Consider the following 25,570-nt stretch of genomic DNA (forward strand, 5'->3'; position numbering starts at 1 on the left):
GCCACGAGAAAGGTCCCGGGTCCGGCCATGGCGCTCACGCTCTACGTCGACACCGCGCGCTGGCGGGCGCACCACAAGCACGTGCAGGAGCAGTTCCCGGGGCTCGTCCCGGTCTGCAAGGGCAACGGCTACGGCTTCGGGCACGAGCGGCTGGCGGAGGAGGCCACGCGGCTCGGCTCGGACATCCTCGCCGTCGGCACGACGTACGAGGCCGCGCGCATCAAGGATTTCTTCGGCGGCGACCTGCTGGTGCTGACGCCGTACCGGCGCGGTGAGGAACCGGTTCCGCTGCCGGACCGGGTCGTGCGCTCGGTGTCGTCGATCGACGGCGTGTACGGCCTCGTGGGCGCCCGCGTGGTCATCGAGGTGATGTCGTCGATGAAGCGGCACGGGATCAGCGAGCAGGACCTGCCGCAGCTGCACGCCGCGATCGAGAACGTCCGGCTGGAGGGCTTCGCCATACACCTGCCGCTGGACCGCACCGACGGCTCCGACGCCGTCGAGGAGGTCATCGGCTGGATGGACCGGCTGCGTGCGGCCCGGCTGCCGCTGCACACCATGTTCGTCAGCCATCTCAAGGCCGACGAACTCGTCCGGCTGCAGCAGCAGTTCCCGCAGACCCGCTTCCGCGCCCGGATCGGCACCCGGCTGTGGCTGGGGGACCACGACGCCACCGAGTACCGCGGGGCGGTCCTGGACGTCACGCGCGTCGCCAAGGGCGACCGCTTCGGCTACCGCCAGCAGAAGGCGGCCTCGGACGGCTTCCTGGTCGTCGTGGCGGGCGGTACGTCGCACGGGGTGGGGCTGGAGGCCCCCAAGGCCCTGCACGGCGTCATGCCGCGCGCCAAGGGCGTCGCCCGGGCCGGTCTCGCCACGGTGAACCGGAACCTCTCGCCGTTCGTCTGGGGCGGCAAGCAGCGCTGGTTCGCCGAGCCGCCGCACATGCAGGTGTCCATCCTGTTCGTGCCGGCGGACGCTCCGGAGCCGACCGTGGGCGACGAGCTGGTGGCCCATCTGCGGCACACGACCACGCAGTTCGACCGGATCGTGGACCGCTGAGCCCGTACCTCCCCAGGACGGCGCAGAGGCCGTACGCGGAACCCCGCGTACGGCCTCTTTCACGTCCCGGCGGCGCCCCGTCCGCTCACGGCGAACCGTCGGCGGCGTCCCGCCTGCCCCACTCCACCTCGTTCTGCGTGCCCCACTCCACCTGGGGTCCGTCGTACTGCGTGGCGTGCCGCGGCGGATGCGCCGCGGCACCCAGGACGAACACGTCCTCCGCCCCGTCGAGCACACCCCCTGAGGGATCGTCGTCGCCGGCCCGGCGCACCACGTCCCGCTCCGGCATCAGGATGTCCCGCACGACCACGGCGCACAGGTAGAGGGTGCCGAGCAGGTGCAGGCCGATGGCCCAGTGGTAGCCGTCGGTCGGCAGTCCCTTGTGGGCGTCTCCGCTGGTCGTGTACGCGAGGTACATCCAGATGCCCAGGTAGTACGCGACCTCGCAGGCCTGCCAGATCAGGAAGTCCCGCCACTTGGGCCGGGCCAGCACGGCGAGCGGCACCAGCCACAGGACGTACTGCGGCGAGTAGACCTTGTTGGTCAGGATGAAGGCCGCCACGATGAGGAAGGCCAGCTGGGCGAAGCGCGGGCGGCGCGGCGCGCTCAGTGTCAGCCAGCCGATGCCCAGGGCGCACACCACCACCATGAGGGTGGCGAAGGTGTTCACGCTGTCCGTGGTGAGGGGGTCGCTGGAGTTCTGGGCCAGGATCAGCCAGAAGGAGCCGAAGTCGACGCCGCGCTCCTGGCTGAACCGGTAGAACTTCGACCACCCCTCGAAGGCGAAGAGCATCACCGGCAGGTTCACCACCAGCCAGGCGACGGCGGCGCTCCCGAGGGCCTTGCCGAAGTCCCGCCACTTCCCCGCGCGCCAGCACAGGACGAGCAGCGGTCCGAGCAGGAAGACGGGGTAGAGCTTGGCGGCCGTGGCGAGCCCCAGGAGGACGCCGAAGGCGAGCGGACGCCTGCGCGACCACATCATCATCGCGGCGGCCGTCAGGGCGACCGCCAGCAGGTCCCAGTTGATGGTGGCGGTCAGCGCGAAGGCGGGGGCCAGGGCGACCAGCAGGCCGTCCCAGGGGCGCCGGGCGTGCGTACGGCTCACGCAGACGGCGATGACGGCCGCGCAGAGCATCAGCATCCCGGCGTTGGCCATCCAGTACCACTGTTCCTGGTGCTGGATGCTGCCGCTGCCCGGGGTCAGCCAGGCGGCCACCTCCATGAACACACCGGTCAGCACCGGGTACTCGAGGTAGTCCATGTCGCCGGGGAGCTTGTCGAAGTACGGCACGAGACCGTCGGCGAAGCCGCGCCCCTGGTAGAGGTGCGGGATGTCCGAGTAGCAGGCGTGCGTGTACTGGGTGCTGGCGCCGAAGAACCAGCCGCTGTCGTAGCACGGCAGCTTCTGGATCATTCCGAGGGCGAACATCCCGATCGCGACGAGCGCGACGACCCGTACCGGGGTCCACCAGGACGTCCCGAGCAGGGCCCGTCGGCCGAGGGGACCGCCGATCAGCTCACTGCCGGCCGCGGCCACCTCGTCGTTCCTGGTCGGCGGTACCGGGTCCGGCTCGTGCACGCGCACTGGCGTCGATTCTGCACTGGGCATGGCCACATCCTGCCGTACGTCGCTGTGCGCGTCCCCACGGACGGCCCAGAGGTGCCGGGGCGGGCCCGCGGTCGAGGCGGCGGCCCTGTGGACAGACGCATCGGGGGCCCGCCGGGTCGGCGGGCCCCCGATGCGTCTCATCGCGGCGTCATGTCGGGCTCGTCATCCCGTCGATCCTCTGAAGAGGCCTCCGTTCTGGTTGCCGTTGGAGGTGTCCTCCGTCGAGGTGTCGGTGGGTGACGGTGAGCTCTGCCCGCCCGTGCCGCCGTCCGTCGTGCCCGCGTCCGTGCCGCCCGTGCCGTTCTGGCACCCGATGAAGGTGTTGCAGGTGTCGGTCGGCGAGGGGGAGGTCTCGGGCTGCGTCGCCGTGGGTGTCGGGGTCGGCGACGGCGACGCCTCCTCGGTCTGGGTGAACGTCGGGGTCGGCGTCTGGGACGGCTCCGCGTTGACGACCTCGCCGATGGACTCAGGATCCGGGAAGTCCTTGACCGGAGTGCCCTTCAGGGCGTCCTCCATGTAGTCGTGCCAGATCTGAGCCGGGAACGAGGCGCCGTGGATCTTCTTCTGCCCGCCCGTTCCGTACATCTCCAGGAACGTGCGGTTCTTGTTCTTCTCGTTGTCGTCCAGACGGAACATGGTGATCGCGGTGGACAGCTGCGGCGTGTAGCCCACGAACCAGGCCGACTTGTTGCCGTCGGTGGTACCGGTCTTGCCGGCCACATCGCGTCCGGTCAGCTGGGCGTTGGTACCGGTGCCCTTGTCGACCACGGTCTTCAGGACGTCCGTGACGTTGTCGGCGACCTTGGAGGTGAAGGCCTGGTTCGTCACCGCCTCGTGCGTGTAGATCTGGCCCTCCTCGCTCGTGACCTTCTCCACGGAGTACGGGTCACGCTGCTTGCCGCTCGCGGCGAAGGTGGCGTACGCACCCGCCATGCGGATCGCGCTCGGGTCGGAGATACCGATCGAGAACGAGGGGAAGGTGGTGCCGGCGAGGCTCTCCTTGCGCAGGCCGGCGCTGATCGCGGCGTCCTTCACCTTGTCGAGGCCGACGTCCATGCCGAGCTGCACGAAGGCGGAGTTCACCGACTCACGCATGGCCTCCCGCAGGTCGATCTTGTAGTTGGGCGGGGAGCCGTAGGACTCGTTGCCGTCATTGGTCTGGAGCCACTCCTCGCCCTTCTCGTTCTTCCAGACCGTGTCGTTGTAGTCCTTGATCTTGAGCTTGTTCTTGCCGCTGAACAGGCTCTTCGGGGAGACGATCGTGCGCTCGTCCTGTGCCTGCGACGAGCCCAGGTCGGGGTCGCGCACGCCCCAGGTCATCGCGGCGGCCAGCACGAACGGCTTGAAGGTCGAGCCGACCTGGGCGCCGGTCTGGTCGGCGTTGTCGGTGAAGTGCTTGGTGGCGTCCTCACCGCCGTAGATGGCCCGGATGGCGCCGGTGTCCGGCTCCACGGACGCGCCGCCGAACTGGACGTGCGTGTCGGTGTCCGGCCGTTGCTTCGGCTTGATGTTGGCCTTCTGGACCTTCGACACCGAGGCCTCGAGCTCGAGGACCTTCTTCTTGTCGAAGGTCGTGTGGATCGACAGGCCGCCCTGCTGAAGCCGGTTCTGGGTGATCCCGGTTTCCTTGCTGTGGGTGACCAGGTAGCTGTTGGCGAGGTCGACGAGGTAGCCGATCTGCCCCTTCAGGTCGTTGTTCGTCCGGGGGTTCTTCCACGCGGGGAGCTTCGTGTACTTGGCCCGCTCCGAAGCGTCGAGGTGGCCGTACTCGACCATCTTGTCCAGGGTGTCCTGCATCTGGCGCAGGGCCCGCTCGCTGTTCTTCTCGGGCGTGGCGCCCACCGGGTCGATGGAGGTCGCGCCCGCCGGGTCGTAGTACGTGGCGCCCTTCAGCGTGGCGGCCAGGAACGCGCACTCGCCCGGGTTCAGCTTGAGGGCGTCCTTGTCGAAGTACGCGCGGGCGGCGGCCTGGATGCCGTAGGCGCCGCGGCCGTAGTACGCGGTGTTGAGGTAGCCCTCGAGGATCTGGTTCTTGTCGACCTCTGCGCCCACCTTGATGGACACGAAGATCTCCTTGAGCTTGCGGGAGACCGTCTGGGACTGGTCGTCGAGCATCGCGTTCTTGACGTACTGCTGGGTGATGGTCGAACCACCCTGCGTCTGTCCGCCGCGGGCCATGTTGAAGACGGCGCGGGCGATGCCCTTGGGGTCGATGCCGTTGTCGTCGTAGAAGGTCTTGTTCTCCTGCGAGATCACCGCGTAGCGCATCGCCTCCGGGATCTGCGCGAGGCTGACGTTCTGCCGGTTCGTCTCGCCGCCGGAGGCGACCATCGGGCTGTCGTCGCTCCAGAAGTAGACGTTGTTCTGGGCCGACGCCGTCTTGGCCACGTCGGGGATGCCCACCATGGCGTAGCCGATGCCCGCGGCGGCCACCAGGCTGCCGAAGAAGGCGATGAACAGGCCGGTGACAAGTTTCCAGGAGGGCATCCAGCGTTGCCAGCCGTAGCGGTCGGCGCGCGGATAGTCGATCAGGCGTTTCCTGTCGGGCGTCTCGCGTCCTCTGCCCCGGCCCGGCCCTGCCGGGACGCCGCGGCGCCCCGCTGCGGGTTCGGCCGCTCTGCGCCGCCCGCTCGAGCCTCGCTGGGCGGCGCGTCGGGACTCGGCGCGGCCGCCGTACGACTGCTCCTCGCTTCCCGACCCGAGGCCCAACCCATAGTCGGAAGGAGATCCGGTGGCGCCTCGCGGTGCCGCGCGGCGGCCGGCGGGAGGCCCGGACTGGCCGCGTCGAGCCGCGGCACGTCCGCCTCCCTGCGGCTGCGGCGGTTTGCGACGGTGCTCGCTCATCGAACGATTACTCCTAGGGCAGGCGCATCCGTGCGCGCCTGGAATGGGCGGCTGGTTTCCTGTCCCCCCGAAGTACGGATGCGGTCGGTTGCGCATTCACCCGTACGGCACCGGAGGCCTCGACGCCCCCCGGCGTCCCATGGGTTCCGGTGGTTTGCATGGCGCACAGACTACGCACCGCCAAAACCTGCCCAGCCCCAAGGTTGACCCCAAACCGGGCAAGTCGTCTGCGAAGAAACGGTGATGTGATCCCGTTCACCGCTGCCCCTCTTGTCGCATCCGGAAGGCCGTTCTATCGTCTTGATGTATCGAGTCGATACATCGGAGCGAGATAAGCGAGTGGCGAGCGAGAGGAGGCGACGATGAGCCGGCGTTCCGGCATCCTCGAGTTCGCCGTCCTCGGCCTGCTCCGCGAGTCCCCGATGCACGGCTATGAGCTGCGCAAACGGCTCAACACCTCGCTGGGCGTGTTCCGTGCCTTCAGCTACGGGACGCTGTACCCCTGCCTCAAGACGCTGGTCGCCAACGGCTGGTTGATCGAGGAGCCGGGGAACGCCCCGGAGGACGCGCTCGCGGCATCACTCGCGGGGCGTCGCGCCAAGATCGTCTACCGGTTGACGGCGGATGGTAAGGAACACTTCGAGGACCTGCTCTCGCAGACGGGCCCCGACGCGTACGAGGACGAGCACTTCGCGGCTCGTTTCGCCTTCTTCGGGCAGACCTCGCGCGACGTCCGTATGCGAGTCCTCGAAGGCCGCCGCAGCCGGCTGGAGGAGCGCCTGGAGAAGATGCGCGCCTCCCTGGCGCGTACCCGGGAACGCCTCGACGACTACACGCTTGAGCTCCAGCGCCACGGGATGGAGTCCGTGGAGCGCGAAGTGCGCTGGCTGAACGAGCTCATCGAGAGCGAGCGGGCCGGACGGGACCTGAAGGGTTCCGCTTCCGAGGAGTCCGCTCGGCAGAACACCACTGGAGCGCCGGGCGTCCTGCCCCGTCCCGGGGACACCCCCGGGACGGATACGCCCGGCGACACCACCAAGTGAGCGCCCATCCAGGGCCTCACACGTACACAACAGGGAGCAGCCGGAATGGGTTCGGTTCGCGTAGCCGTCGTCGGCGTGGGCAACTGCGCCGCGTCGCTGGTACAGGGCGTGGAGTACTACAAGGACGCCGACCCGGCGTCCAGGGTCCCGGGCCTGATGCATGTCCAGTTCGGTGACTACCACGTCCGTGACGTCGAGTTCGTCGCCGCGTTCGACGTGGACGCCAAGAAGGTCGGCCTTGACCTCTCGGACGCCATCGGCGCCTCCGAGAACAACACCATCAAGATCTGCGACGTGCCCGCCACCGGTGTCACCGTGCAGCGCGGCCACACCCTGGACGGTCTCGGCAAGTACTACCGCGAGACCATCGAGGAGTCCGCCGAGGAGCCGGTCGACGTCGTCCAGGTCCTCAGGGACAAGCAGGTCGACGTTCTCGTCTGCTACCTGCCCGTCGGCTCCGAGGACGCGGCGAAGTTCTACGCCCAGTGCGCCATCGACGCCAAGGTCGCCTTCGTCAACGCCCTCCCGGTCTTCATCGCCGGCACCAAGGCGTGGGCCGACAAGTTCACCGAGGCGGGCGTCCCGATCGTCGGCGACGACATCAAGTCCCAGGTCGGCGCCACCATCACGCACCGCGTCATGGCGAAGCTGTTCGAGGACCGCGGCGTCATCCTGGACCGCACGATGCAGCTGAACGTCGGCGGCAACATGGACTTCAAGAACATGCTCGAGCGTGACCGCCTCGAGTCCAAGAAGATCTCCAAGACGCAGGCCGTCACCTCCCAGATCCCCGACCGGGACCTCGGTGAGAAGAACGTCCACATCGGCCCGTCCGACTACGTCGCCTGGCTCGACGACCGCAAGTGGGCGTACGTCCGTCTCGAGGGCCGTGCCTTCGGTGACGTCCCGCTGAACCTGGAGTACAAGCTCGAGGTCTGGGACTCCCCGAACTCCGCGGGTGTCATCATCGACGCCCTGCGCGCCGCGAAGATCGCCAAGGACCGCGGCATCGGCGGCCCGATCCTGTCGGCCTCCAGCTACTTCATGAAGTCCCCGCCGGTCCAGTACTTCGACGACGAGGCCCGCGAGAACGTCGAGAAGTTCATCCGTGGCGAGGTCGAGCGCTAGCCCGACCCCCCACTGAAATTCGCTCCTGCCAGGGCTGAGAAGGGTCCCCGGGTCGCATGACCCGGGGACCTTCCCCGTGTGTGAGGCTGTGCCCCATGGCCGTCGTCCGTGATCTGCGCGTCCTGCTGCGCATCGGCACCTTCCGGCGCCTGCTCGCCGTACGGCTGCTCTCCCAGTGCGCCGACGGCGTCTACCAGGTCGCACTCGCCGCCTACGTGGTCTTCTCCCCGGAGAAGCAGACCTCGCCCGGCGCGATCGCCTCCGCGATGGCGGTCCTGCTGCTGCCGTACTCCCTCGTCGGCCCCTTCGCCGGCGTCCTGCTGGACCGCTGGCGCCGCCGCCAGGTCTTGCTCTACGGCAACCTGCTGCGCGCCCTGCTGGCGTCCGCGACGGCCGTCCTGATGCTCGGCCACGTCCCCGACTGGCTCTTCTACGCCTCCGCCCTGTGCGTCACCGCGGTCAACCGCTTCGTCCTCGCCGGTCTGTCGGCGGCCCTGCCCCGCGTGGTCGACGCCGAGCGGCTGGTCCTGGCGAACTCCCTCTCCCCGACCGCCGGGACGCTGGCCGCCGTCGCGGGCGGCGGCCTCGCCTTCGTCGTGCGGCTGGTGGTCGCGGACACCGACGCGGCGGTGGTGCTGCTGGGCAGCGGGCTGTACCTGTGCTCCGCGTTCATGTCGCTGACCATGGCCGTGGATCTGCTCGGACCGGACCGGGAACGGATCCCCGCCCGGCTGACGGCCGCTCTGCGGGGCACGGCCCGCGGCCTCGCCTCCGGCGTCCGCCACCTGACCGAGCCGAAGCGCAGGGAGGCCGCCTGGGCGCTGGGCTCGATCACGCTGATGCGGTTCTGCTACGGCGCCCTGACCGTCGTGGTGCTGATGCTCTGCCGGTACGCCTGGTCCTCGGACCCCGACCAGGGACTGGCCCTGCTCGGCCTGGCGGTGGGTATCTCCGGGGTCGGTTTCTTCGTCGCGGCCGTGCTGACTCCGCCGGCGGCGGGACGGCTGGGCCCGGGCCGCTGGATCGTCGTGTGCTCCGCGACCGCAGCCGTCCTGGAACTCGCCCTGATGCTCCCGTTCACCCGGGCCACCACGTTCGTCGCGGCGTTCGTCCTGGGGCTCGTCACCCAGGGCGCGAAGATCGCCACCGACACGGTCGTCCAGTCCTCCGTGGCGGACGGCTTCCGCGGCCGGATCTTCTCCCTCTACGACGTCCTGTTCAACGTCGCCTTCGTCGGAGCCGCCGGAGTCGCCGCCCTGATGCTGCCGCCGGACGGCCGATCGGCGGCGCTGGTCATAACAGTTGCCGTTATCTATGGAGCAATTGCTGCGGCTATGGCCCGCTTTGAGCGTCCGTAAGTGTCACATCAAAGACACGGAGTATCCATAGGGGCACTGGGCTGTCAGTGGCGGGTTGTACTTTACGTGGGTCTTATTTCGCGCCATGCGCTCCGACGCGCCATGCGCACCCACGTTCCAGGGGGGACCCAGAAGTGACTACTCCGCCGCCTCCACAGGGCCAGAACCCGTACGCCCAGACGCCCACCGGCCCCGTGGCGCAGCAGCCCGGCCAGCCGGGTGTGCCGCCGCAGCAGCCCTACGCGCCGTTCCCGAACCAGGGCGCCCCCACCCCGGTTCCGCCGCCGGCGCCGGCCGGCAAGCGCATGGGCAAGAAGGCGATACGCATCATCGGCGCCATCGTCATTGCCGTCATCGTCGGCCTCCTCAAGTTCGGCGCTGGCTGGTTCCTGACACGTGACGACGCGGAGACCACCTCGGTGGGCTCCTGCATGCACAACGACGGCACCGACTCCAACGCGGACCTCAACGAGGTCGACTGCTCTTCCGGTGACGCCCAGTACAAGGTCGTCCAGAAGTTCGACGGCTCCAGCGACGACAGCAAGTGTGAGGCCGTCACGGAGGCAACGATCTCCTACGTCCAGTACGGCGGTGGGCACGACGTGGTGCTCTGCCTGACGGAAGTCAAGTAGCACTGAAGGAAGTCAGCCAGTAGCCCGGCTGCCACGCCGAAGGGCCGATGTTTCACGTGAAACATCGGCCCTTCGCCATCTCCCGGGGTCATGTTTCACGTGAAACATGACCCCGTTTCACGGACTCAGCCTTGCTCGGCCCACCACTCCTTGAGGGCCGCCACCGCCGCGTCGTACTCCATCGGCCCGTTCTCCAGGCGGAGTTCCAGCAGAAGGTTGTACGCCTTGCCCACGACGGGGCCGGGACCCACACCCAGGATGTCCATGATCTGGTTGCCGTCGAGGTCGGGGCGGATGGAGTCGAGCTCCTCCTGCTCCTTGAGCCGGGCGATGCGCTCCTCCAGGCCGTCGTACGCCCGGGACAGCGCCACCGCCTTGCGCTTGTTGCGGGTCGTGCAGTCCGAGCGGGTCAGCTTGTGGAGACGCTCCAGAAGCGGTCCGGCGTCCCGGACGTAACGCCGGACGGCCGAGTCGGTCCACTCGCCGGTGCCGTAGCCGTGGAAACGCAGATGGAGCTCGACGAGACGGGAGACATCCTTCACCAGCTCGTTGGAGTACTTCAGCGCCGTCATACGCTTCTTCGTCATCTTCGCCCCGACCACCTCGTGGTGATGGAACGAGACCCGGCCGTCCTTCTCGAACCGGCGGGTGCGCGGCTTGCCGATGTCATGGAGCAGCGCGGCAAGCCGCAGAACGAGGTCCGGGCCGTTCTCCTCGAGTGCGATCGCCTGCTCCAGGACGATCAGCGTGTGCTCGTAGACGTCCTTGTGCCGATGGTGCTCGTCGCTCTCCAGCCGCAGGGCGGGCAGCTCCGGCAGCACATGATCGGCGAGACCGGTGTCGACCAGCAGGCTCAGGCCCTTGCGCGGGTGGGCGGAGACGATCAGCTTGTTCAGCTCGTCCCGTACACGTTCCGCGGAGACGATGTCGAGACGGTCGCACATGCCCTTCATCGCCGTGACGACCTCGGGTGCGACCTCGAAGTCGAGCTGGGCGGCGAAACGGGCGGCCCGCATCATCCGCAGCGGGTCGTCCGAGAAGGACTCCTCGGGCGTGCCCGGGGTGCGCAGCACTCGGGCGGCGAGGTCCTCCAGGCCGCCATGCGGGTCGATGAAGTCCTTCTCCGGCAGGGCCACGGCCATCGCGTTGACGGTGAAGTCACGCCGGACGAGGTCCTGCTCGATGGAGTCACCGTAGGACACCTCGGGCTTGCGCGAGGTGCGGTCGTACGCCTCGGAGCGGTACGTCGTGACCTCGATCTGAAAGCTTCGGTCGACGTCTCCGACACGGGCGCCCTTCTGGGCACCGACCGTACCGAAGGCGATCCCGACATCCCACACCGCGTCCGCCCACGGCCGCACGATCTTCAGGACGTCCTCGGGGCGGGCATCCGTCGTGAAGTCCAGATCGTTGCCGAGCCGGCCGAGGAGCGCGTCCCGGACCGAGCCGCCGACCAGGGCGAGGGAGAACCCGGCTTCCTGGAAACGGCGGGCGAGGTCGTCGGCGACCGGCGCGACCCGCAGCAGCTCGCTCACGGCGCGGTGCTGCGCCTCGCTGAGGGCAGGGGAGATGTCTTCGTTGGCGTTCGGCACAACAGAAGAGGGTACGTGGCCCGGCCGCCCCGGGGCGCCCCGGTTATGTCCGCCGGACACCTCGCCCGATAGCCGCTGAAGATCAGCATTTGACTTCATTTCACAGCCGGTTCCCCTATACGGGAACATAGAGGACAGGCCGACCGTCTCCATCTGATCTTGTGGAGCAGTCCGCGGCACTTCCCCTCAGCGCACATCGTTACCATGCGTGGACGCACAATCCGACGACCACTGACGACGACTAGGGACGGGCGAACGCGTGGCCGAGGCGGCAGACTTCCCGGGGATGAGTCCCTCACCTGCCCGCCGGTGGCTGCGGCGCACCGGAGCACTGCTCGCCGGGGCGCCCCTGCTGGCCGGTCTGCTCCAGCTGCCCGCGCACGCGGACACCCCCGCCGCCCCCAAGGAGGCCTCCGGCGGGAACACGGTGGCCGTCGCCGTCGACACCCTCAGCCCGGCCGTCCCCTCCGACGGCGACACAGTGACCGTCTCCGGGACGGTGACCAACAACGGCAAGCAGGCCGTCACGGACGCCCACGTGGGCCTGTCGGTGGGGCCCGCGTTGACCACCCGCTCGTCGATCGACGACGCAGCCAAGAACGCGGACGTCGTCAGCGGCGGCTACGGCTCGGAGGTGGGGGGCAAGTACGTCGCCGAGTTCTCCAAACTGACGCCGGGCGTGGCCGAGCACTTCAGCATCTCCGTACCGGTCGACAAGCTCGATCTCGGCGACGACGGTGTCTATCCGCTCGGGGTCCTCCTCTCCGGGGAGACGTCGGCGCAGCCGTGGGATCAGGTGCTGGGCATCCAGCGGACCTTCCTGCCCTGGCAGCCCGACGGGGCGGACACGGCGACGAAGACGACCGTGCTGTGGCCGTTGGTCTCCACCGTCCACATGACGGCGGAGACGGGCTCGAACGCACAACAGACGCCGGTCTTCCTCGACGACGACCTGGCCGAGGAGATCGCCCCCGGGGGCCGCCTCGACCAGCTCCTGAGCCTGGGCAGGGAACTCGACGTCACCTGGGTGATCGACCCGGACCTGCTGGCCGCCGTGGACGCGATGACCGGCAGCTACCGGATCCGCACCGACGGCAACACCACCACGGCCGGCACCCACCAGGCGATCGCCAAGAAGTGGCTCGCCGACCTGCAGGACGCCGTGACGGACCGGGAGGTCGTGGCTCTGCCCTTCGCCGACCCCGACCTGGCCTCCCTGGCGCACAACGGGACCGGTGTCGCCGGCTCGCTGAGTCAGCTCAAGGCCGCCACCGACGTGGCCGCCACCACGGTGGAGACGGTGCTGCACGTGACTCCGAGCACCGATTTCGCCTGGCCGGTGGAGGGCGCCGTCGACCCGTCGATCGTGAAGGTCGCCACGTCCGCGGGCGCCGACAAGGTGATCGCGCGCAGCGACAGCCTGACCGAGACCGGGGGGCTGTCCTACACCCCGTCCGCTGCCCGGCCCATCGGCGGCGGCACCACGGCGGTGGTCGCGGACGCCCGCCTGTCGACGGCGTTCCAGGGCGATCTGACGAAGGCGACCGCGTCGACGCTCGCGGTGCAGGAGTTCCTCGCCCAGAGCCTCGAAATGAACCTGCAGACGCACAAGCAGCGCAGCATCGTGGTCGCCCCCCAGCGGATGCCGACCGCGAGCCAGGCCCAGGCGATGGCGGCGGCGGTCACCGCGCTCCAGGGCGGCAGCTGGTCCCAGTCCCAGGAGCTTTCGGCGGCCGCCGCCGCCAAGCCCGACAGCGACGCCACCACCAGGGTGCCGCCGCGGTCGGCGTACCCCTCCTCGCTGCGCCGACAGGAACTGCCGCGGTCGGCCTTCGAACAGATCGCGATCACGCAGGACACACTCGACAACTTCAAGGTGATCCTCTCCGACCAGTCCCGCGTGGTGACCCCCTTCGGGCGGGCCGTCAACCGGGAGATGTCCACGTCCTGGCGGGGCCTGTCCACCGCGGCGAGCACCTTCCGCCAGGGAGTGCAGGCCTACCTCGACACCCTCACCGACCAGGTCAAACTGATCGACAAGTCGGAGACCAAGCTCTCCGGGCGCAGCGCCACGATCCCGGTGACCGTGCAGAACAACCTGGTGCAGGGTGTCGACCACCTGATCCTGCGGCTCACCTCGGCCAACGACACCCGCCTGGAGATCGGCGGCCATGTCTTCGACGAGCAGCCCATCGAGGTCTCCGGCGGGCACAGCACGACGGTGAAGTTCACCACGTCCGCCAATGTGAACGGCCAGACGACGGTGACCGCCCAGCTGTACACCCTGGACGGCCAGAAGTACGGCGACGCAGTGCAGTTCGATGTGAAGGTCACCGAGATCACACCCACCGTGATGCTGGTCATCGGCGGCGGTGTCCTCCTGCTCGTCCTGGCCGGTTTCCGCATGTACACCCAGCGCAAGAGGGCAGCGGCCCGCGAGGCCGAGGAGGGCGGCGCCGAGGAGGCGGGCGAGCCCGACGGCGGCCCGCAGCAGCCGGGCGGCGCCGAGGCCCACGAGGACCGCTGCGAGCAGGAATCGGGCAGCCTGTCCGGGGCAGACGACCCGCAGCAGCCGAGTGACGGGACCCCGGACACCGCAGCGGAAAGCACGGACCCTTCGGGGACGGGTGAGAGAGTGGACCGTTGAGGATGTCGTGGCCGGTCGGCCCGGGACGATGAGGTGGGGTAACCATGAACGCGCCGTACGAGGGTGACCGCGGCGAGGCCGCGGGCAACTCGGGTCACCCCGAGGGCCCGCCGCCCGCGCACGGCCGGCCGTCGCCGCAGCACTCCGCGGACATGTACCTCCAGGACGCCTACGACCAGGACCCCTACCGGTCCCAGGACCTCACCGCGCAGGACCCGGTCGCCGAGGCGCTCTACGACCGTGCCGCGCACCCCCCGCCGCCTCCGGGCACCTACCAGCCACAACAGCCTCTGTACGGCCCTCCCGCGCAGTCCCCGTACGCGCCCGATCCGCGCGTGTGGGCCCAGCCGCCCGCGCCCGAGCCCGCCGGGCCGACCCAGTACCTGCCGTACGGCGACGACCCGCGCACCACCCAGTTCGTGGGCGTGGACGACCTGGTGTCGCACTCCGCCGAGGAGCAGCACCAGCCCGACGCGTTCGCCCATCTCTTCCGGGACCAGCAGCAGAGCGGCCACCGGCCGCCGACGGAGTCCCCTGCGGTGCCGGGCCCCGCCCAGGCCCCGGGCGGGCAGGCAGCGGCGCAGTACCAGGCCCCGACGGCCACGCCGTCGGCGACCGACCAGACCATGAACCTCACCGCCACGCCGGCCGAGGTTCCCGACCCGGCCGCCGCCCCCGCCGCGAAGAAGGGCGGCCGCGCCGCCGGGCTGCTGAAGTCCAGTGCCGTGATGGCCGCGGGCACGATGGTCTCCCGCCTCACCGGGTTCGTCCGCTCCGCGCTGATCGTCTCGGCCCTCGGCGTCGGCCTCCTCGGCGACACCTTCCAGGTCGCCTACCAGCTGCCGACGATGATCTACATCCTGACCGTCGGCGGCGGCCTCAACTCCGTCTTCGTGCCGCAGCTCGTGCGCGCGATGAAGGAGGACGAGGACGGCGGCGAGGCCTACGCCAACCGTCTGCTGACCCTGGTCATGGTGGCGCTCGGCGTGCTCACGGTCGCCGCGATCGCCGCGGCGCCCGTCCTGATCCGCCTCCTGTCCGACTCGGTCGCCAGCGACCCGGCGGCCAACCAGGTGGGCATCACCTTCGTCCGCTACTTCCTGCCCTCGATCTTCTTCATGGGCGTCCATGTGGTGATGGGGCAGATCCTCAACGCGCGCGGAAAGTTCGGCGCGATGATGTGGACTCCGGTCCTGAACAACATCGTCATCATCGTGACGCTGGGCATGTTCATCTGGGTCTACGGCACCGCCGCCGACTCCGGCATGAAGGTCACCACCATCCCCCCGGAGGGCGAGCGGCTCCTCGGCATCGGAGTCCTGCTCGGCCTCGTCGTGCAGGCCCTCGCGATGATCCCGTACCTGCGCGAGACCGGCTTCCGGCTGCGACTGCGCTTCGACTGGAAGGGCCACGGCCTCGGCAAGGCGGCGACCCTCGCCAAGTGGACCGTCCTGTTCGTCCTGGCCAACCAGGCCGGCGCCCTCGTCGTCACCCAGCTGTCCACGTCGGCCGGCAAGGACTCGCCCGTCGACGGCACCGGCTTCGCCGCCTACGCCAACGCCCAGCTGATCTGGGGCCTGCCGCAGGCCATCATCACCGTCTCCCTGATGGCCGCCCTGCTGCCGCGCATCTCCCGCTCGGCGGCCGAGGGCGACGCCGGCGCGGTCCGCGACGACATCTCCCAGGGCCTGCGCACCACGGCCGTGGCGATCGTGCCGATCGCCTTCGGCTTCCTCGCGCTCGGCATCCCGATGTGCACCCTGATCTTCGGCTCCTCCGGCACCAGCGAGGCCACCAACATGGGCTTCATGCTGATGGCCTTCGGCCTCGGCCTGATCCCCTACTCCGTGCAGTACGTCGTCCTGCGCGCCTTCTACGCCTACGAAGACACCCGCACCCCCTTCTACAACACGGTCATCGTGGCCGCGGTGAACGCGAGCGCCTCGGCGGTCTGCTACTTCGTCCTGCCGGCCCGCTGGGCCGTCGCGGGCATGGCGGCCGCCTATGGCCTGGCCTACGCGATCGGTGTAGGCGTCGCCTGGAACCGGCTGCGCAAGCGGCTCGGCGGCGACCTCGACGGTTCGCACGTCATGCGCACCTACGCCCGGCTGTGCATCGCCTCCGTACCGGCCGCCCTCGTGAGCGGCGCGGCCTGCTACGGCATCGCGCACAGCCTGGGCCAGGGTGTCGTCGGCTCCTTCGCGGCCCTGCTGGCCGGCGGAGTGCTGCTGCTCGGCATCTTCTTCGTCGCCGCCCGCCGCATGCGCATCGAGGAGCTCAACTCCCTCGTCGGCATGGTCCGCGGACGGCTGGGTCGCTAGTGCCCCGGCAGACCGGATCGCGGGAAAGGACAGTGCCTCATGAACGAGATTGAGCGGGAGCCGGGGGTCCCTCATCCGGGGGAGCGCGCGCCGGACCCCCCTTCTCGGGCATGATCTCCCGGACAGACCCTGAACGGGACCGCAAGCGCACAACCATCGTTCGCCGCCGCGTGTCGTGCATAGCGGCGGACTGTGGGCACAATTGGATCCGGCGTCGGACGGCGCGCACGAGGTCGGACGGCGCGCACTGGATGGGGAGGCAGGAACGACGGTGGCGGAACGGAGCACGGCTGCCGTCGACGTGGCAGACAACAGCGGCGACGAGCCGCTGACCGCACAGGCGGACCAGTCCACGGCCGACGGGGTGGCCAAGAACCGGGAGCGGGACACGGACAGCGACGAGGCGCAGGGGAGTGACGGGACGGAGCGTCCCGGCAAGACCTCACCGCCTGAACTGCACAGCGGCCACAAGCTCGCCAGACGCTACCGTCTCGAGGAGTGCGTCACCCGTCTGGACGGATTCAGCAGTTGGCGTGCCGTCGACGAGAAACTGCGTCGTGCCGTGGGCGTCCATGTGCTGCCCGCGGACCACGCGCGCGCCCGTACGGTGCTGGCCGCGGCCCGCTCCTCGGCGCTGCTCGGCGACCCTCGCTTCGTCCAGGTACTGGACGCCGTCGATGAGAACGACCTCGTCTACGTCGTCCACGAGTGGCTGCCCGACGCCACCGAACTGACCGCACTGCTGGCGTCCGGCCCGCTGGAGCCGCACGACGCGTACCAGATGGTCAGTCAGATCGCCTCCGCGATGGCTGCCGCGCACCGCGAGGGCCTGTCGCATCTGCGGCTGAACCCCAGCGCCGTGCTGCGCACCTCCACCGGTCAGTGGCGTATCCGCGGGCTCGCGGTCAACGCCGCTCTGCGCGGCATCAGCTCCGACACTCCGCAGCGCACCGACACCGAGGCGATCGGCGCCCTGCTGTACGCGGCGCTCACCCAGCGCTGGCCGTACGAGAACGACGCCCACGGCCTGTCCGGGCTGCCCAAGGACGTCGGTCTGATCGCTCCCGACCAGGTCCGCGCTGGAGTCCACCGGGGCCTGTCCGAGCTCGCCATGCGCGCCCTCGCCAACGACGGTGCGACCGCCTCCCGGCACGAGGCGGCGTGCACCACGCCCGAGGAGCTGGTGAAGGCGATCGGCGAGATGCCCCGCATCCGCCCGCCGGAGCCCGCGTTCACCGCGCCGCCGGAGTACCAGCGCACGACCTACCAACAGGGCACCTACGGCCGCCCCGCACCCCACCCGGGCAGCACCCAGGCGGTGCCGACCCCGCCTCCCCCGCTGCAGAGCCGTACCGGCCGCGCCCTGAAGTGGGCAGTCTCCGGCCTGCTCATCGCGGCGCTCGGTCTGGGCAGCTGGCAGCTCGCGGACGCCCTGATGGACCAGGGCAAGTCCGACGACACCAACAAGACCCAGACGACGGACGACGGCGACAAGAACAGCGCCTCGCCGGAGCCGGTCACGACGCTGAAGATCCAAGGCGCCAAGGAGTACGTCGCCAGCGGGGACGCCCAGGCTCCGGGTGACGTGGCCAACACGTACGACGGGGACAGCTCGACGTACTGGCGGACGAAGCGGTACAACGCCGGTCCCGCTCTGGCTCCCTACAAGCCCGGCGTGGGCATCGTCTACGACCTCGGCTCGGCCAAGGAGATCTCCGCAGCGTCGATAGGGCTGCGGTACGGCGGAGACCACACCACGGTGCAGTTGTACGGCACGGACTCGCTGAGCCCTTCCACAGGGATCTCCGGGATGAAGGAGATCGGAACCTCCACCACGAGCGGCACCTCGCTCGCCGTGAAGGCGTCCAAGTCCGTGAAGACGCGTTACGTGCTGCTTTGGATCACAGCCGTCCCGAACGCCCCGTCCGACGGCTACAGTAGCGCCGGCTACAAGCAGGCCATCACCGACGTGAAGTTCACGGGCTGATGTCTCACGGGAAGGCGAGGGGATCTGATGGCGGAAGGCGGCGGGCATGCCGCAGCAAGCGATCAGGACCTCCTCGCCCGGCATGTGGAGGGTGACCCCGAGGCCTTCGGGGAGATTGTGCGTCGGCATCGGGACCGGCTGTGGGCGGTGGCCCTGCGAACCCTGGGGGACCGCGAGGAAGCCGCTGACGCCGTCCAGGACGCCCTCGTGTCCGCCTATCGGGCCGCCCACACCTTCCGGGGCCAGTCCGCCGTCACGACCTGGCTGCACCGCATCACGGTGAACGCCTGCCTGGACCGGGCCCGCAAGGCGGCCTCCCGCAAGACCTCTCCGGTCGACGACACCGAACGCCTGGAGCAGCTGCTCGAGCCGCACGAGTCGGCCTCCGCCCCCGCGGAACGCAACGACCTGCACCGCCAGCTCTGCGAGGCGCTCGGCACGCTCCCGCCCGACCAGCGGGCCGCCCTCGTCCTGGTGGACATGCAGGGCTATCCCGTCGCCGAGGCCGCCCGAATGCTCGATGTCCCGACCGGCACGGTCAAGAGCCGCTGTGCCCGGGGCAGAGCCAGACTCCTGCCGCTGCTCACCCATCTACGACCGGGAAGCACCGGCGACGAGAAGGAAGGCGGTGGGGGGCGGAACCGGGCGCAGGGGACATCCGTCCCACCGGCAGCGGAACCTCGGGACGAGGGGCCGGACGGCGCCGGGACAGGCGATTCAGCAGCTGTGAAGGGCGGAGGTGGGCGAACGTGACATCGACGACGGACACGACCGGGCACCCGGATGTCGCGGAGATCTCCGACCTCACCGAGGGCCTGCTCACCCCCGCCCGGAGTGACGACGTACGCCGGCACCTGGAGGACTGCGCCCTCTGCGCCGATGTCCACGCTTCCCTCGAAGAGATCCGCGGCCTTCTGGGCGACGTCCCCGGCCCGTCACGGATGCCGGACGACATCGCCCAGCGCATCGACGCCGCCCTGGCGGCCGAGGTGCCCCATGTTTCACGTGAAACACCGTCGGCAGCGGACCGGCCCGCAGGGCGCGCCCGAGCCGGCACCGGCCCGGGGCGCAAGCGAGGCGGTCCCCGCCGAAGGATCGCCGTCCTGGGCACTCTCCTCGGCGTCGCCGCCCTGGGGCTCGGCGGAGTCCTGGTGTCCTCCCTGACGCACGACGATGACTCCAGCACGACGGCGCACGGGCAGCCCTCCACCGCGGACACCTTCGCCAAGGGCACGCTGGAACAGCGGGTCACGCATCTTCTCGACAAGGCTCAGGGCTCCAAGCAGCCGGACAGTCTGGGAGTCGACGGCGGCGCCGCGTCCCCCGAGACCAAGATCTTCCAGCTGCCCACGGTCCCCGCCTGCGTCCAGAAGGGCATCGGCCGCGACGACGCGGCCCTCGCCACGGCGGAGGGGACGTACCAGAGGACCCCCGCTCTGCTCGTCGTGCTGCCCGACTCCTCGGACAGCACCAAGGTGGACGCCTACCTCATGGACCGGACCTGTGTGCAGCACCCGTCGGTGGGCGCCGCCAAGATCCTTCTGAGGGCCTCCTACCCGCGCCGCTGACGTCCCACCTGCGACTCCCTCCCCATGAGCGTTCCCTACGGGGTTGTCCCGTGGTGTGCCCGGACACACCGGGAATGCGCGCCCCTTAGGATCCGTTGGGTGGGGTGAGAGTCAGAGAAGCTCCCCCGGTCGAACGACGCAGACCAGAGACGAGGAACAAGCCGTGAGCGACGTCCGTAACGTGATCATCATCGGCTCCGGGCCCGCCGGCTACACGGCGGCCCTCTACACCGCGCGCGCGTCGCTGAAGCCGCTGGTGTTCGAGGGGGCCGTCACCGCGGGCGGCGCGCTGATGAACACCACCGAGGTGGAGAACTTCCCCGGTTTCCAGGACGGCATCATGGGCCCCGAGCTCATGGACAACATGCGTGCCCAGGCCGAGCGCTTCGGCGCCGAGCTCGTCCCGGACGACATCGTCTCCGTCGACCTCACCGGTGAGATCAAGACCGTCACGGACACCGCCGGCACCGTCCACCGCGCGAAGGCCGTCATCGTCACCACCGGCTCCCAGCACCGCAAGCTCGGACTGCCGAACGAGGACGCCCTCTCCGGCCGCGGTGTCTCCTGGTGCGCCACGTGTGACGGGTTCTTCTTCAAGGACCACGACATCGCCGTGATCGGCGGTGGCGACACCGCCATGGAGGAGGCCACCTTCCTCTCGCGCTTCGCCAAGTCCGTCACGATCGTCCACCGCCGGGACACCCTGCGCGCCTCCAAGGCGATGCAGGAGCGTGCCTTCGCCGACCCGAAGATCAAGTTCGTCTGGGACAGCGAGGTCGCCGAGATCCAGGGCGACCCGAAGCTGGCCGGACTGAAGCTGCGCAACCTCAAGACCGGCGAGCTCTCCGACCTGGCGGTGACCGGCCTGTTCATCGCGATCGGCCACGACCCGCGCACCGAGCTCTTCAAGGGACAGCTCGACCTGGACGAGGAGGGCTACCTGACGGTCGCCGCCCCCTCCACCCGGACGAACCTCACCGGTGTCTTCGCCGCCGGTGACGTGGTCGACCACACCTACCGCCAGGCGATCACCGCAGCCGGCACCGGTTGTTCCGCCGCTCTCGACGCCGAGCGCTTCCTCGCCGCTCTCGCGGACGAGGAGCAGGCAGAGCCCGAGAAGACCACCGTCTGACCTTCCTCTCCCACCCTCACCGCACAAGGAACATAAGGAGCCCCCAGTGGCCGGCACCCTGAAGCATGTGACCGACGCCGACTTCGATGAGGTCGTCCTCAAGAGCGACAAGCCCGTTCTGGTGGACTTCTGGGCGGAGTGGTGCGGCCCGTGCCGCCAGATCGCTCCCTCGCTCGAGGCCATCGCGGCCGAGCACGGCGACAAGATCGAGATCGTCAAGCTCAACATCGACGAGAACCCGAACACTGCCGCCAAGTACGGCGTCATGTCGATCCCGACGCTGAACGTCTACCAGGACGGCGAGGTCGCCAAGACGATCGTCGGCGCCAAGCCGAAGGCCGCGCTCGTTCGCGACCTGGAGACCTTCATCTCCGAGTGACGCACTGTTTCACGTGAAACACGAATGGGCCGGCCCGAAGGGTCGGCCCATCGTCGTACCCGCACCTCTCTACAACGGCCGCAGCACAGGCTCCTTCTGCACCGCGCCCAGCAATCGGTCAAGGGCCATCTCCACGTCTTCCTTCCAGGAGAGCGTGGTGCGCAGCTCCAGCCGCAGCCGGGGGTGGGTGGGATGCGGGCGTACCGTCTTGAAGCCCACCGCCAGCAGATGGTCGGCCGGCAGCAGACAGGCGGGCTCCTTCCAGCGGGCGTCACCGAACGCCTCGATCGCCTTGAACCCCCGGCGCAGCAGATCCTTGGCGACCGTCTGCACCATCACCCGGCCGAGCCCCTGCCCCTGATACCCCGGCATGATGAACGAGGTCATCAACTGCACGGCGTCCGGTGACACCGGGCTTGTCGGAAACGCGGTCGAGCGCGGCACATAGGCGGGCGGGGCGTAGAGCACGAACCCGACGGGCACGTCGTCGACGTAGACGACCCGGCCGCACGAGCCCCAGTCCAGCAGGACGGCGGAGATCCAGGACTCCTTCTCCAAGGTGGCCGTGCCCGCTCTCAGCGCGGCCTCACCGCTGACGGGATCCAGCTCCCAGAAGACACACGAGCGACAGCGTCTGGGAAGGTCCTGAAGGTTGTCCAGCGTGAGCGGTACGAGCCGACGCCCCATGAAGGCTGTTCCTCGCTTCCTTCGCCCGCGCGTCGCGAGCGGCTGTCAGAGCGCTGCGTTCCCTGAGCAGACTGCCGACGAATCCGCCGACCGCGCCCAGCCCCAGCCCCGCGCTCACCAGTCCGGTCCGGCTCATCGTTCGCATGGCCCCCGCCTCCCAGTCCGAGGTGCTGCCTGGTGGATGCGCCATAACCCACCGCATCGTATCCGCGATGCGATTCCCGTCGATACCGGCTGAACGCAAAGAGCGAGCCGTGTTCCGGACGCACCGGACACGGCTCGCTCGGTCGGTCGGTCACACACCCGACCCGAGGCTCAGTCTTCCGTTTCCTCGGAGTCCCGCTCGTCGATGCCCGTCTGCAGGGCGAACCCCTCCCCGGGGGCAAGGGTGCCGAGAATCCGCTCCAGGTCTTCCACCGAGGCGAACTCGACGGTGATCTTTCCCTTCTTCTGCCCCAGGTCGACCTTCACCCGGGTCTCGAAGCGGTCCGAGAGCCGGGTCGCGAGGTCGGAGAGCGCCGGGCTGACCAGGGCACCGGCCCGCGGCTTCCTGGAGCGCTGAGCGGTCTGCGGTCGGGAGCCCATGAGGGTCACGATCTCCTCGACACTGCGCACGGAGAGCCCCTCCGCCACGATCCGGTGGGCCAGCCGCTCCTGCTCCTCCGAGTCCTCCACGGAGAGCAGCGCGCGGGCGTGCCCCGCGGAGAGCACCCCGGCAGCCACCCGGTTCTGCACGGCCGGCGAGAGCTTCAGCAGACGCAGGGTGTTGGAGACCTGCGGGCGGGACCGGCCGATTCGGTCCGCCAGCTGGTCGTGCGTGCAGTTGAAGTCCTTCAGCAGCTGGTCGTAGGCCATCGCCTCTTCCAGCGGGTTGAGCTGGGCCCGGTGGAGGTTCTCGAGGAGGGCGTCCAGGAGAAGCTTCTCGTCGTCCGTGGCCCGCACGATCGCCGGAATGGCTTCGAGTTCGGCCTCCCGGCAGGCGCGCCAGCGCCGCTCACCCATGATGAGCTCATAGCGCTCCGGACCCACCTCGCGTACGACGACCGGCTGGAGAAGGCCGACCTCCTTGATGGAGGTGACCAGTTCTTCCAAGGCGTACTCGTCGAAGACCTCACGCGGCTGGCGAGGGTTGGGCGAGATCGCGTCGAGGGGGATCTCCGCGAAGTACGCGCCGATGGGTGCCGCAGGAGTGCCCACCGTCCCGTACGCCGCCTGCTCCTCTGTTTCACGTGAAACAGGCGGGAGCGTGGCCACCTTCGCCGCCGCCACCCCACGGTCCGTCGTCAGGACGGGACCACCCGCAGAGGACGAGGAGCCCCCGCTTCCCCCGGACGTCTGCGTCGGCATCTTCTCCGTCGGGGCAGCAGGGATCAGTGCACCGAGGCCTCGGCCCAACCCCCTGCGTCGCTCACTCACTGGATCCCCTCCACCATGCTCGGGTTGTTCTGGGCGCCGATATGGGCGTGAGTGGCGTCGTAGCTGATACCCACACCCCTCAGCGCGATCTCTCGTGCCGCCTCAAGGTAGGAAAGGGCACCACTCGATCCCGGATCGTACGTCAGCACCGTCTGTCCATAGCTCGGCGCCTCGGAGATACGGACCGAGCGAGGAATGCTCGTCCGCAGCACCTCGTCACCGAAGTGGGTGCGCACCTCCTCCGCGACCTGGGACGCCAGGCGCGTCCGGCCGTCGTACATGGTGAGCAGGATGGTCGACACATGCAGGTCAGGGTTGAGGTGCCCCCGCACCAGGTCGACATTGCGCAGCAGCTGCCCAAGCCCCTCCAGCGCGTAGTACTCGCACTGGATCGGGATGAGGACCTCCGCGCCGGCCACCAGCGCGTTGACCGTCAGCAGGCCGAGCGAGGGCGGGCAGTCGATGAGGACGTAGTCGAGGGGCTGCTCGTAGGCCTGGATGGCCCGCTGCAGCCGGCTCTCTCGGGCCACCAGGGACACGAGCTCGATCTCCGCACCCGCGAGATCGATCGTGGCAGGGGCACAGAAGAGGCCTTCGACATCGGGGACCGGCTGGACGACCTCCGCAAGCGGGCGGCTCTCGACCAGTACGTCGTAGATGGACGGAACCTCGGCATGGTGGTCGATTCCCAGGGCTGTGGACGCATTGCCCTGCGGGTCGAGGTCGATCACCAGGACACGGCCGCCGTGCAGGGCCAGGGAAGCGGCAAGGTTGACGGTCGTCGTCGTCTTGCCGACTCCGCCCTTCTGGTTGGCGACCACGATGATCCGGGTCTGCTCAGGGCGTGGCAGCCCTTCGCCGGCGCGGCCCAGTGCCTCCACCGCCAGTTGGGCAGCACGACCGATCGGAGTGTCGTCCATCGGAGGTGGTGTTTCACGTGAAACATCCTCCCCCAAGGACTCGGTACGGGGACCGGGGACCGGATCGGCCATCGGTCCCGCGATGTTGGCGTCGGACCGCAAGGATTCACTCTCCTCGACTTCAAGCTCGCAATGAACAGAGCCTGCCATGTCTTCGGGGTCGCGAACCAGTGAGGCCTGGGGTTCTGTGGAGAAATCCACCTCTGTGGACAACTCCCGTCCCTTATCGAGTGAACCGAGTGGCTTACGGTCGCGGGGTTCGGCTGCGGCGCGGCCGCGGCTGATGATGCCGTGGAGCAGGGAGCGACGTTTCACGTGAAACACGATGCACAGCGCTCGTACCCGAACTGTCGCGACACTCCGTCATGCGCAGGTTTGGCAGCTGGTGTGGAGTACGCCTCACCGTCAACAGCGACGGCACAGCGTCCCCACCGTCAACGACGACGTCGAGCCCTCCCCGTCCGGGCCGCCTTCGCCCGTTTGGCCGCGAACCGCACTCCGCCGGGGCTTTCTCCGACCTCGACCCGTACCACCGTGGAGAGAGGGTCGACGATGCCCTCGCCGACCTGGAGGATCGAGGTGCCGACCGCACCGAGCTTGGTCAGTGCGGTGGCCGCACTCTTCAGCTCCTCCTCGGCGGCGTCACCCTTGAGGGCGAGCATCTCGCCATAGGGACGCAGCAGAGGGATCCCCCAGGTGGCCAGGCGGTCCAGAGGCGCTACGGCACGGGCGGTCACGACATGGACGGGAGGGAGCTGGCCCATGACCTCCTCGGCCCGGCCCCGCACGACGGTGACATGGTCCAGGCCGAGGAGCTCGACGACTTCGGTCAGGAAGTTCGTGCGCCGCAGGAGCGGCTCCAGAAGGGTGATCTTCAGGTCCTCGCGCACGAGCGCCAGGGGGATGCCGGGCAGCCCGGCGCCCGAGCCGACGTCGCACACGGTCACGCCGTCAGGCACGACCTCGGAGAGCACGGCACAGTTCAGGATGTGCCTCTCCCACAGGCGGGGCACCTCTCGCGGGCCGATCAGCCCGCGCTGCACGCCTGCCTCGGCGAGCAGCTCGGCATAGCGGACCGCATCCGTGTAGCGATCACCGAATACCTCGCGTGCCACGTCGGGCGCAGGGGGGAGCTCCGCTGCCTCCGTCACGGGGACCGTCCTTCCGTACCGCGTCGGCGTTTCTGGCACCGACCACCAGAACTACCAGGCTGACAAAGACCGGCCCCGCCTGCGGGCAGACGGGGCC

The 25,570-nt window shown here is 69.3% G+C and carries 19 protein-coding genes; 12 read left to right on the forward strand and 7 right to left on the reverse strand.

From position 1 onward, the window contains the following. The first annotated feature begins 27 nt into the window (after positions 1–27). Positions 28–1,059, forward strand: a complete 1,032-nt coding sequence (locus ABT057_RS18045) for an alanine racemase (protein ID WP_352344035.1) — start codon at positions 28–30, stop codon at positions 1,057–1,059. Positions 1,060–1,144: 85 nt separating this feature from the next. Here the strand turns inward: ABT057_RS18045 and ABT057_RS18050 are convergent, their stop codons facing one another. Both ABT057_RS18050 and ABT057_RS18055 read right to left on the reverse strand, forming a co-directional pair. Beyond that, positions 1,145–2,668 carry a glycosyltransferase family 87 protein gene (locus ABT057_RS18050; RefSeq protein WP_352344036.1) on the reverse strand — a complete coding sequence of 508 codons (1,524 nt, stop codon included), beginning with the start codon at positions 2,666–2,668 and terminating at the stop codon, positions 1,145–1,147. A gap of 162 nt (positions 2,669–2,830) precedes the next feature. Further along, positions 2,831–5,512, reverse strand: a complete 2,682-nt coding sequence (locus ABT057_RS18055) for a transglycosylase domain-containing protein (RefSeq protein ID WP_352344037.1) — start codon at positions 5,510–5,512, stop codon at positions 2,831–2,833. Between the two features lie 362 nt (positions 5,513–5,874). On the opposite strand from ABT057_RS18055, the gene ABT057_RS18060 reads away from it, so the two are divergent. From ABT057_RS18060 to ABT057_RS18075, 4 genes are all read left to right on the forward strand, one after another. Further along, positions 5,875–6,555, forward strand: coding sequence for a PadR family transcriptional regulator (locus tag ABT057_RS18060; RefSeq protein WP_352344038.1), 681 nt, complete (start codon positions 5,875–5,877; stop codon positions 6,553–6,555). A 45-nt stretch (positions 6,556–6,600) separates the two neighbouring features. Beyond that, positions 6,601–7,683 (forward strand): inositol-3-phosphate synthase, encoded by a 1,083-nt coding sequence (locus ABT057_RS18065; protein WP_352344039.1) that lies wholly within the window; start codon positions 6,601–6,603, stop codon positions 7,681–7,683. A 95-nt stretch (positions 7,684–7,778) separates the two neighbouring features. Next, on the forward strand, positions 7,779–9,041 hold the full coding sequence (locus ABT057_RS18070; protein ID WP_352344040.1) for an MFS transporter: 1,263 nt from the start codon (positions 7,779–7,781) through the stop codon (positions 9,039–9,041). 134 nt (positions 9,042–9,175) lie between these two features. Continuing rightward, positions 9,176–9,673, forward strand: a complete 498-nt coding sequence (locus tag ABT057_RS18075; RefSeq protein WP_352344041.1) for an LppU/SCO3897 family protein — start codon at positions 9,176–9,178, stop codon at positions 9,671–9,673. Positions 9,674–9,798: 125 nt separating this feature from the next. Here the strand turns inward: ABT057_RS18075 and ABT057_RS18080 are convergent, their stop codons facing one another. Next, a complete protein-coding gene (locus tag ABT057_RS18080; protein WP_352344042.1) occupies positions 9,799–11,265 on the reverse strand; it encodes a CCA tRNA nucleotidyltransferase in 1,467 nt (488 codons plus the stop codon). A 259-nt stretch (positions 11,266–11,524) separates the two neighbouring features. On the opposite strand from ABT057_RS18080, the gene ABT057_RS18085 reads away from it, so the two are divergent. The 7 genes from ABT057_RS18085 to trxA all read left to right on the forward strand — a co-directional run bounded on the left by ABT057_RS18085 (position 11,525) and on the right by trxA (position 21,299). Then, positions 11,525–13,912: a DUF6049 family protein gene (locus ABT057_RS18085; protein ID WP_352344043.1), complete on the forward strand. Its 2,388-nt coding sequence runs from the start codon at positions 11,525–11,527 to the stop codon at positions 13,910–13,912. Between the two features lie 44 nt (positions 13,913–13,956). Further along, positions 13,957–16,233 carry a murein biosynthesis integral membrane protein MurJ gene (murJ, locus tag ABT057_RS18090; protein WP_352344044.1) on the forward strand — a complete coding sequence of 759 codons (2,277 nt, stop codon included), beginning with the start codon at positions 13,957–13,959 and terminating at the stop codon, positions 16,231–16,233. 271 nt (positions 16,234–16,504) lie between these two features. After that, positions 16,505–18,220: a protein kinase family protein gene (locus tag ABT057_RS18095; protein ID WP_352344045.1), complete on the forward strand. Its 1,716-nt coding sequence runs from the start codon at positions 16,505–16,507 to the stop codon at positions 18,218–18,220. A gap of 27 nt (positions 18,221–18,247) precedes the next feature. Continuing rightward, a complete protein-coding gene (gene sigM, locus ABT057_RS18100) occupies positions 18,248–18,973 on the forward strand; it encodes an RNA polymerase sigma factor SigM (RefSeq protein WP_352344046.1) in 726 nt (241 codons plus the stop codon). Next, positions 18,970–19,788, forward strand: coding sequence for an anti-sigma factor family protein (locus tag ABT057_RS18105; protein ID WP_352344047.1), 819 nt, complete (start codon positions 18,970–18,972; stop codon positions 19,786–19,788). The genes sigM and ABT057_RS18105 overlap by 4 nt, the downstream gene beginning before the upstream one ends. A gap of 163 nt (positions 19,789–19,951) precedes the next feature. After that, entirely contained in the window at positions 19,952–20,920 is a 969-nt protein-coding gene (gene trxB / locus ABT057_RS18110) for a thioredoxin-disulfide reductase (protein ID WP_352344048.1), read from the forward strand. Positions 20,921–20,966: 46 nt separating this feature from the next. After that, complete coding sequence (gene trxA, locus ABT057_RS18115) at positions 20,967–21,299, forward strand: thioredoxin (protein ID WP_352344049.1); 333 nt, start codon at positions 20,967–20,969, stop codon at positions 21,297–21,299. Positions 21,300–21,368: 69 nt separating this feature from the next. Here the strand turns inward: trxA and ABT057_RS18120 are convergent, their stop codons facing one another. The 4 genes from ABT057_RS18120 to rsmG all read right to left on the reverse strand — a co-directional run bounded on the left by ABT057_RS18120 (position 21,369) and on the right by rsmG (position 25,473). Then, positions 21,369–21,986 carry a GNAT family N-acetyltransferase gene (locus tag ABT057_RS18120; RefSeq protein ID WP_352344050.1) on the reverse strand — a complete coding sequence of 206 codons (618 nt, stop codon included), beginning with the start codon at positions 21,984–21,986 and terminating at the stop codon, positions 21,369–21,371. A 315-nt stretch (positions 21,987–22,301) separates the two neighbouring features. Beyond that, positions 22,302–23,402: a ParB/RepB/Spo0J family partition protein gene (locus tag ABT057_RS18125; protein ID WP_352344051.1), complete on the reverse strand. Its 1,101-nt coding sequence runs from the start codon at positions 23,400–23,402 to the stop codon at positions 22,302–22,304. Further along, entirely contained in the window at positions 23,399–24,472 is a 1,074-nt protein-coding gene (locus tag ABT057_RS18130; protein ID WP_352344143.1) for an AAA family ATPase, read from the reverse strand. Before ABT057_RS18130 ends, ABT057_RS18125 begins: the two co-directional genes overlap by 4 nt. A gap of 284 nt (positions 24,473–24,756) precedes the next feature. Continuing rightward, entirely contained in the window at positions 24,757–25,473 is a 717-nt protein-coding gene (gene rsmG / locus ABT057_RS18135) for a 16S rRNA (guanine(527)-N(7))-methyltransferase RsmG (protein WP_352344052.1), read from the reverse strand. Positions 25,474–25,570 lie beyond the last annotated feature (97 nt).

The sequence above is a fragment of the Streptomyces sp. NPDC002588 genome (genome assembly GCF_040295925.1).
Taxonomy (GTDB): domain Bacteria; phylum Actinomycetota; class Actinomycetes; order Streptomycetales; family Streptomycetaceae; genus Streptomyces.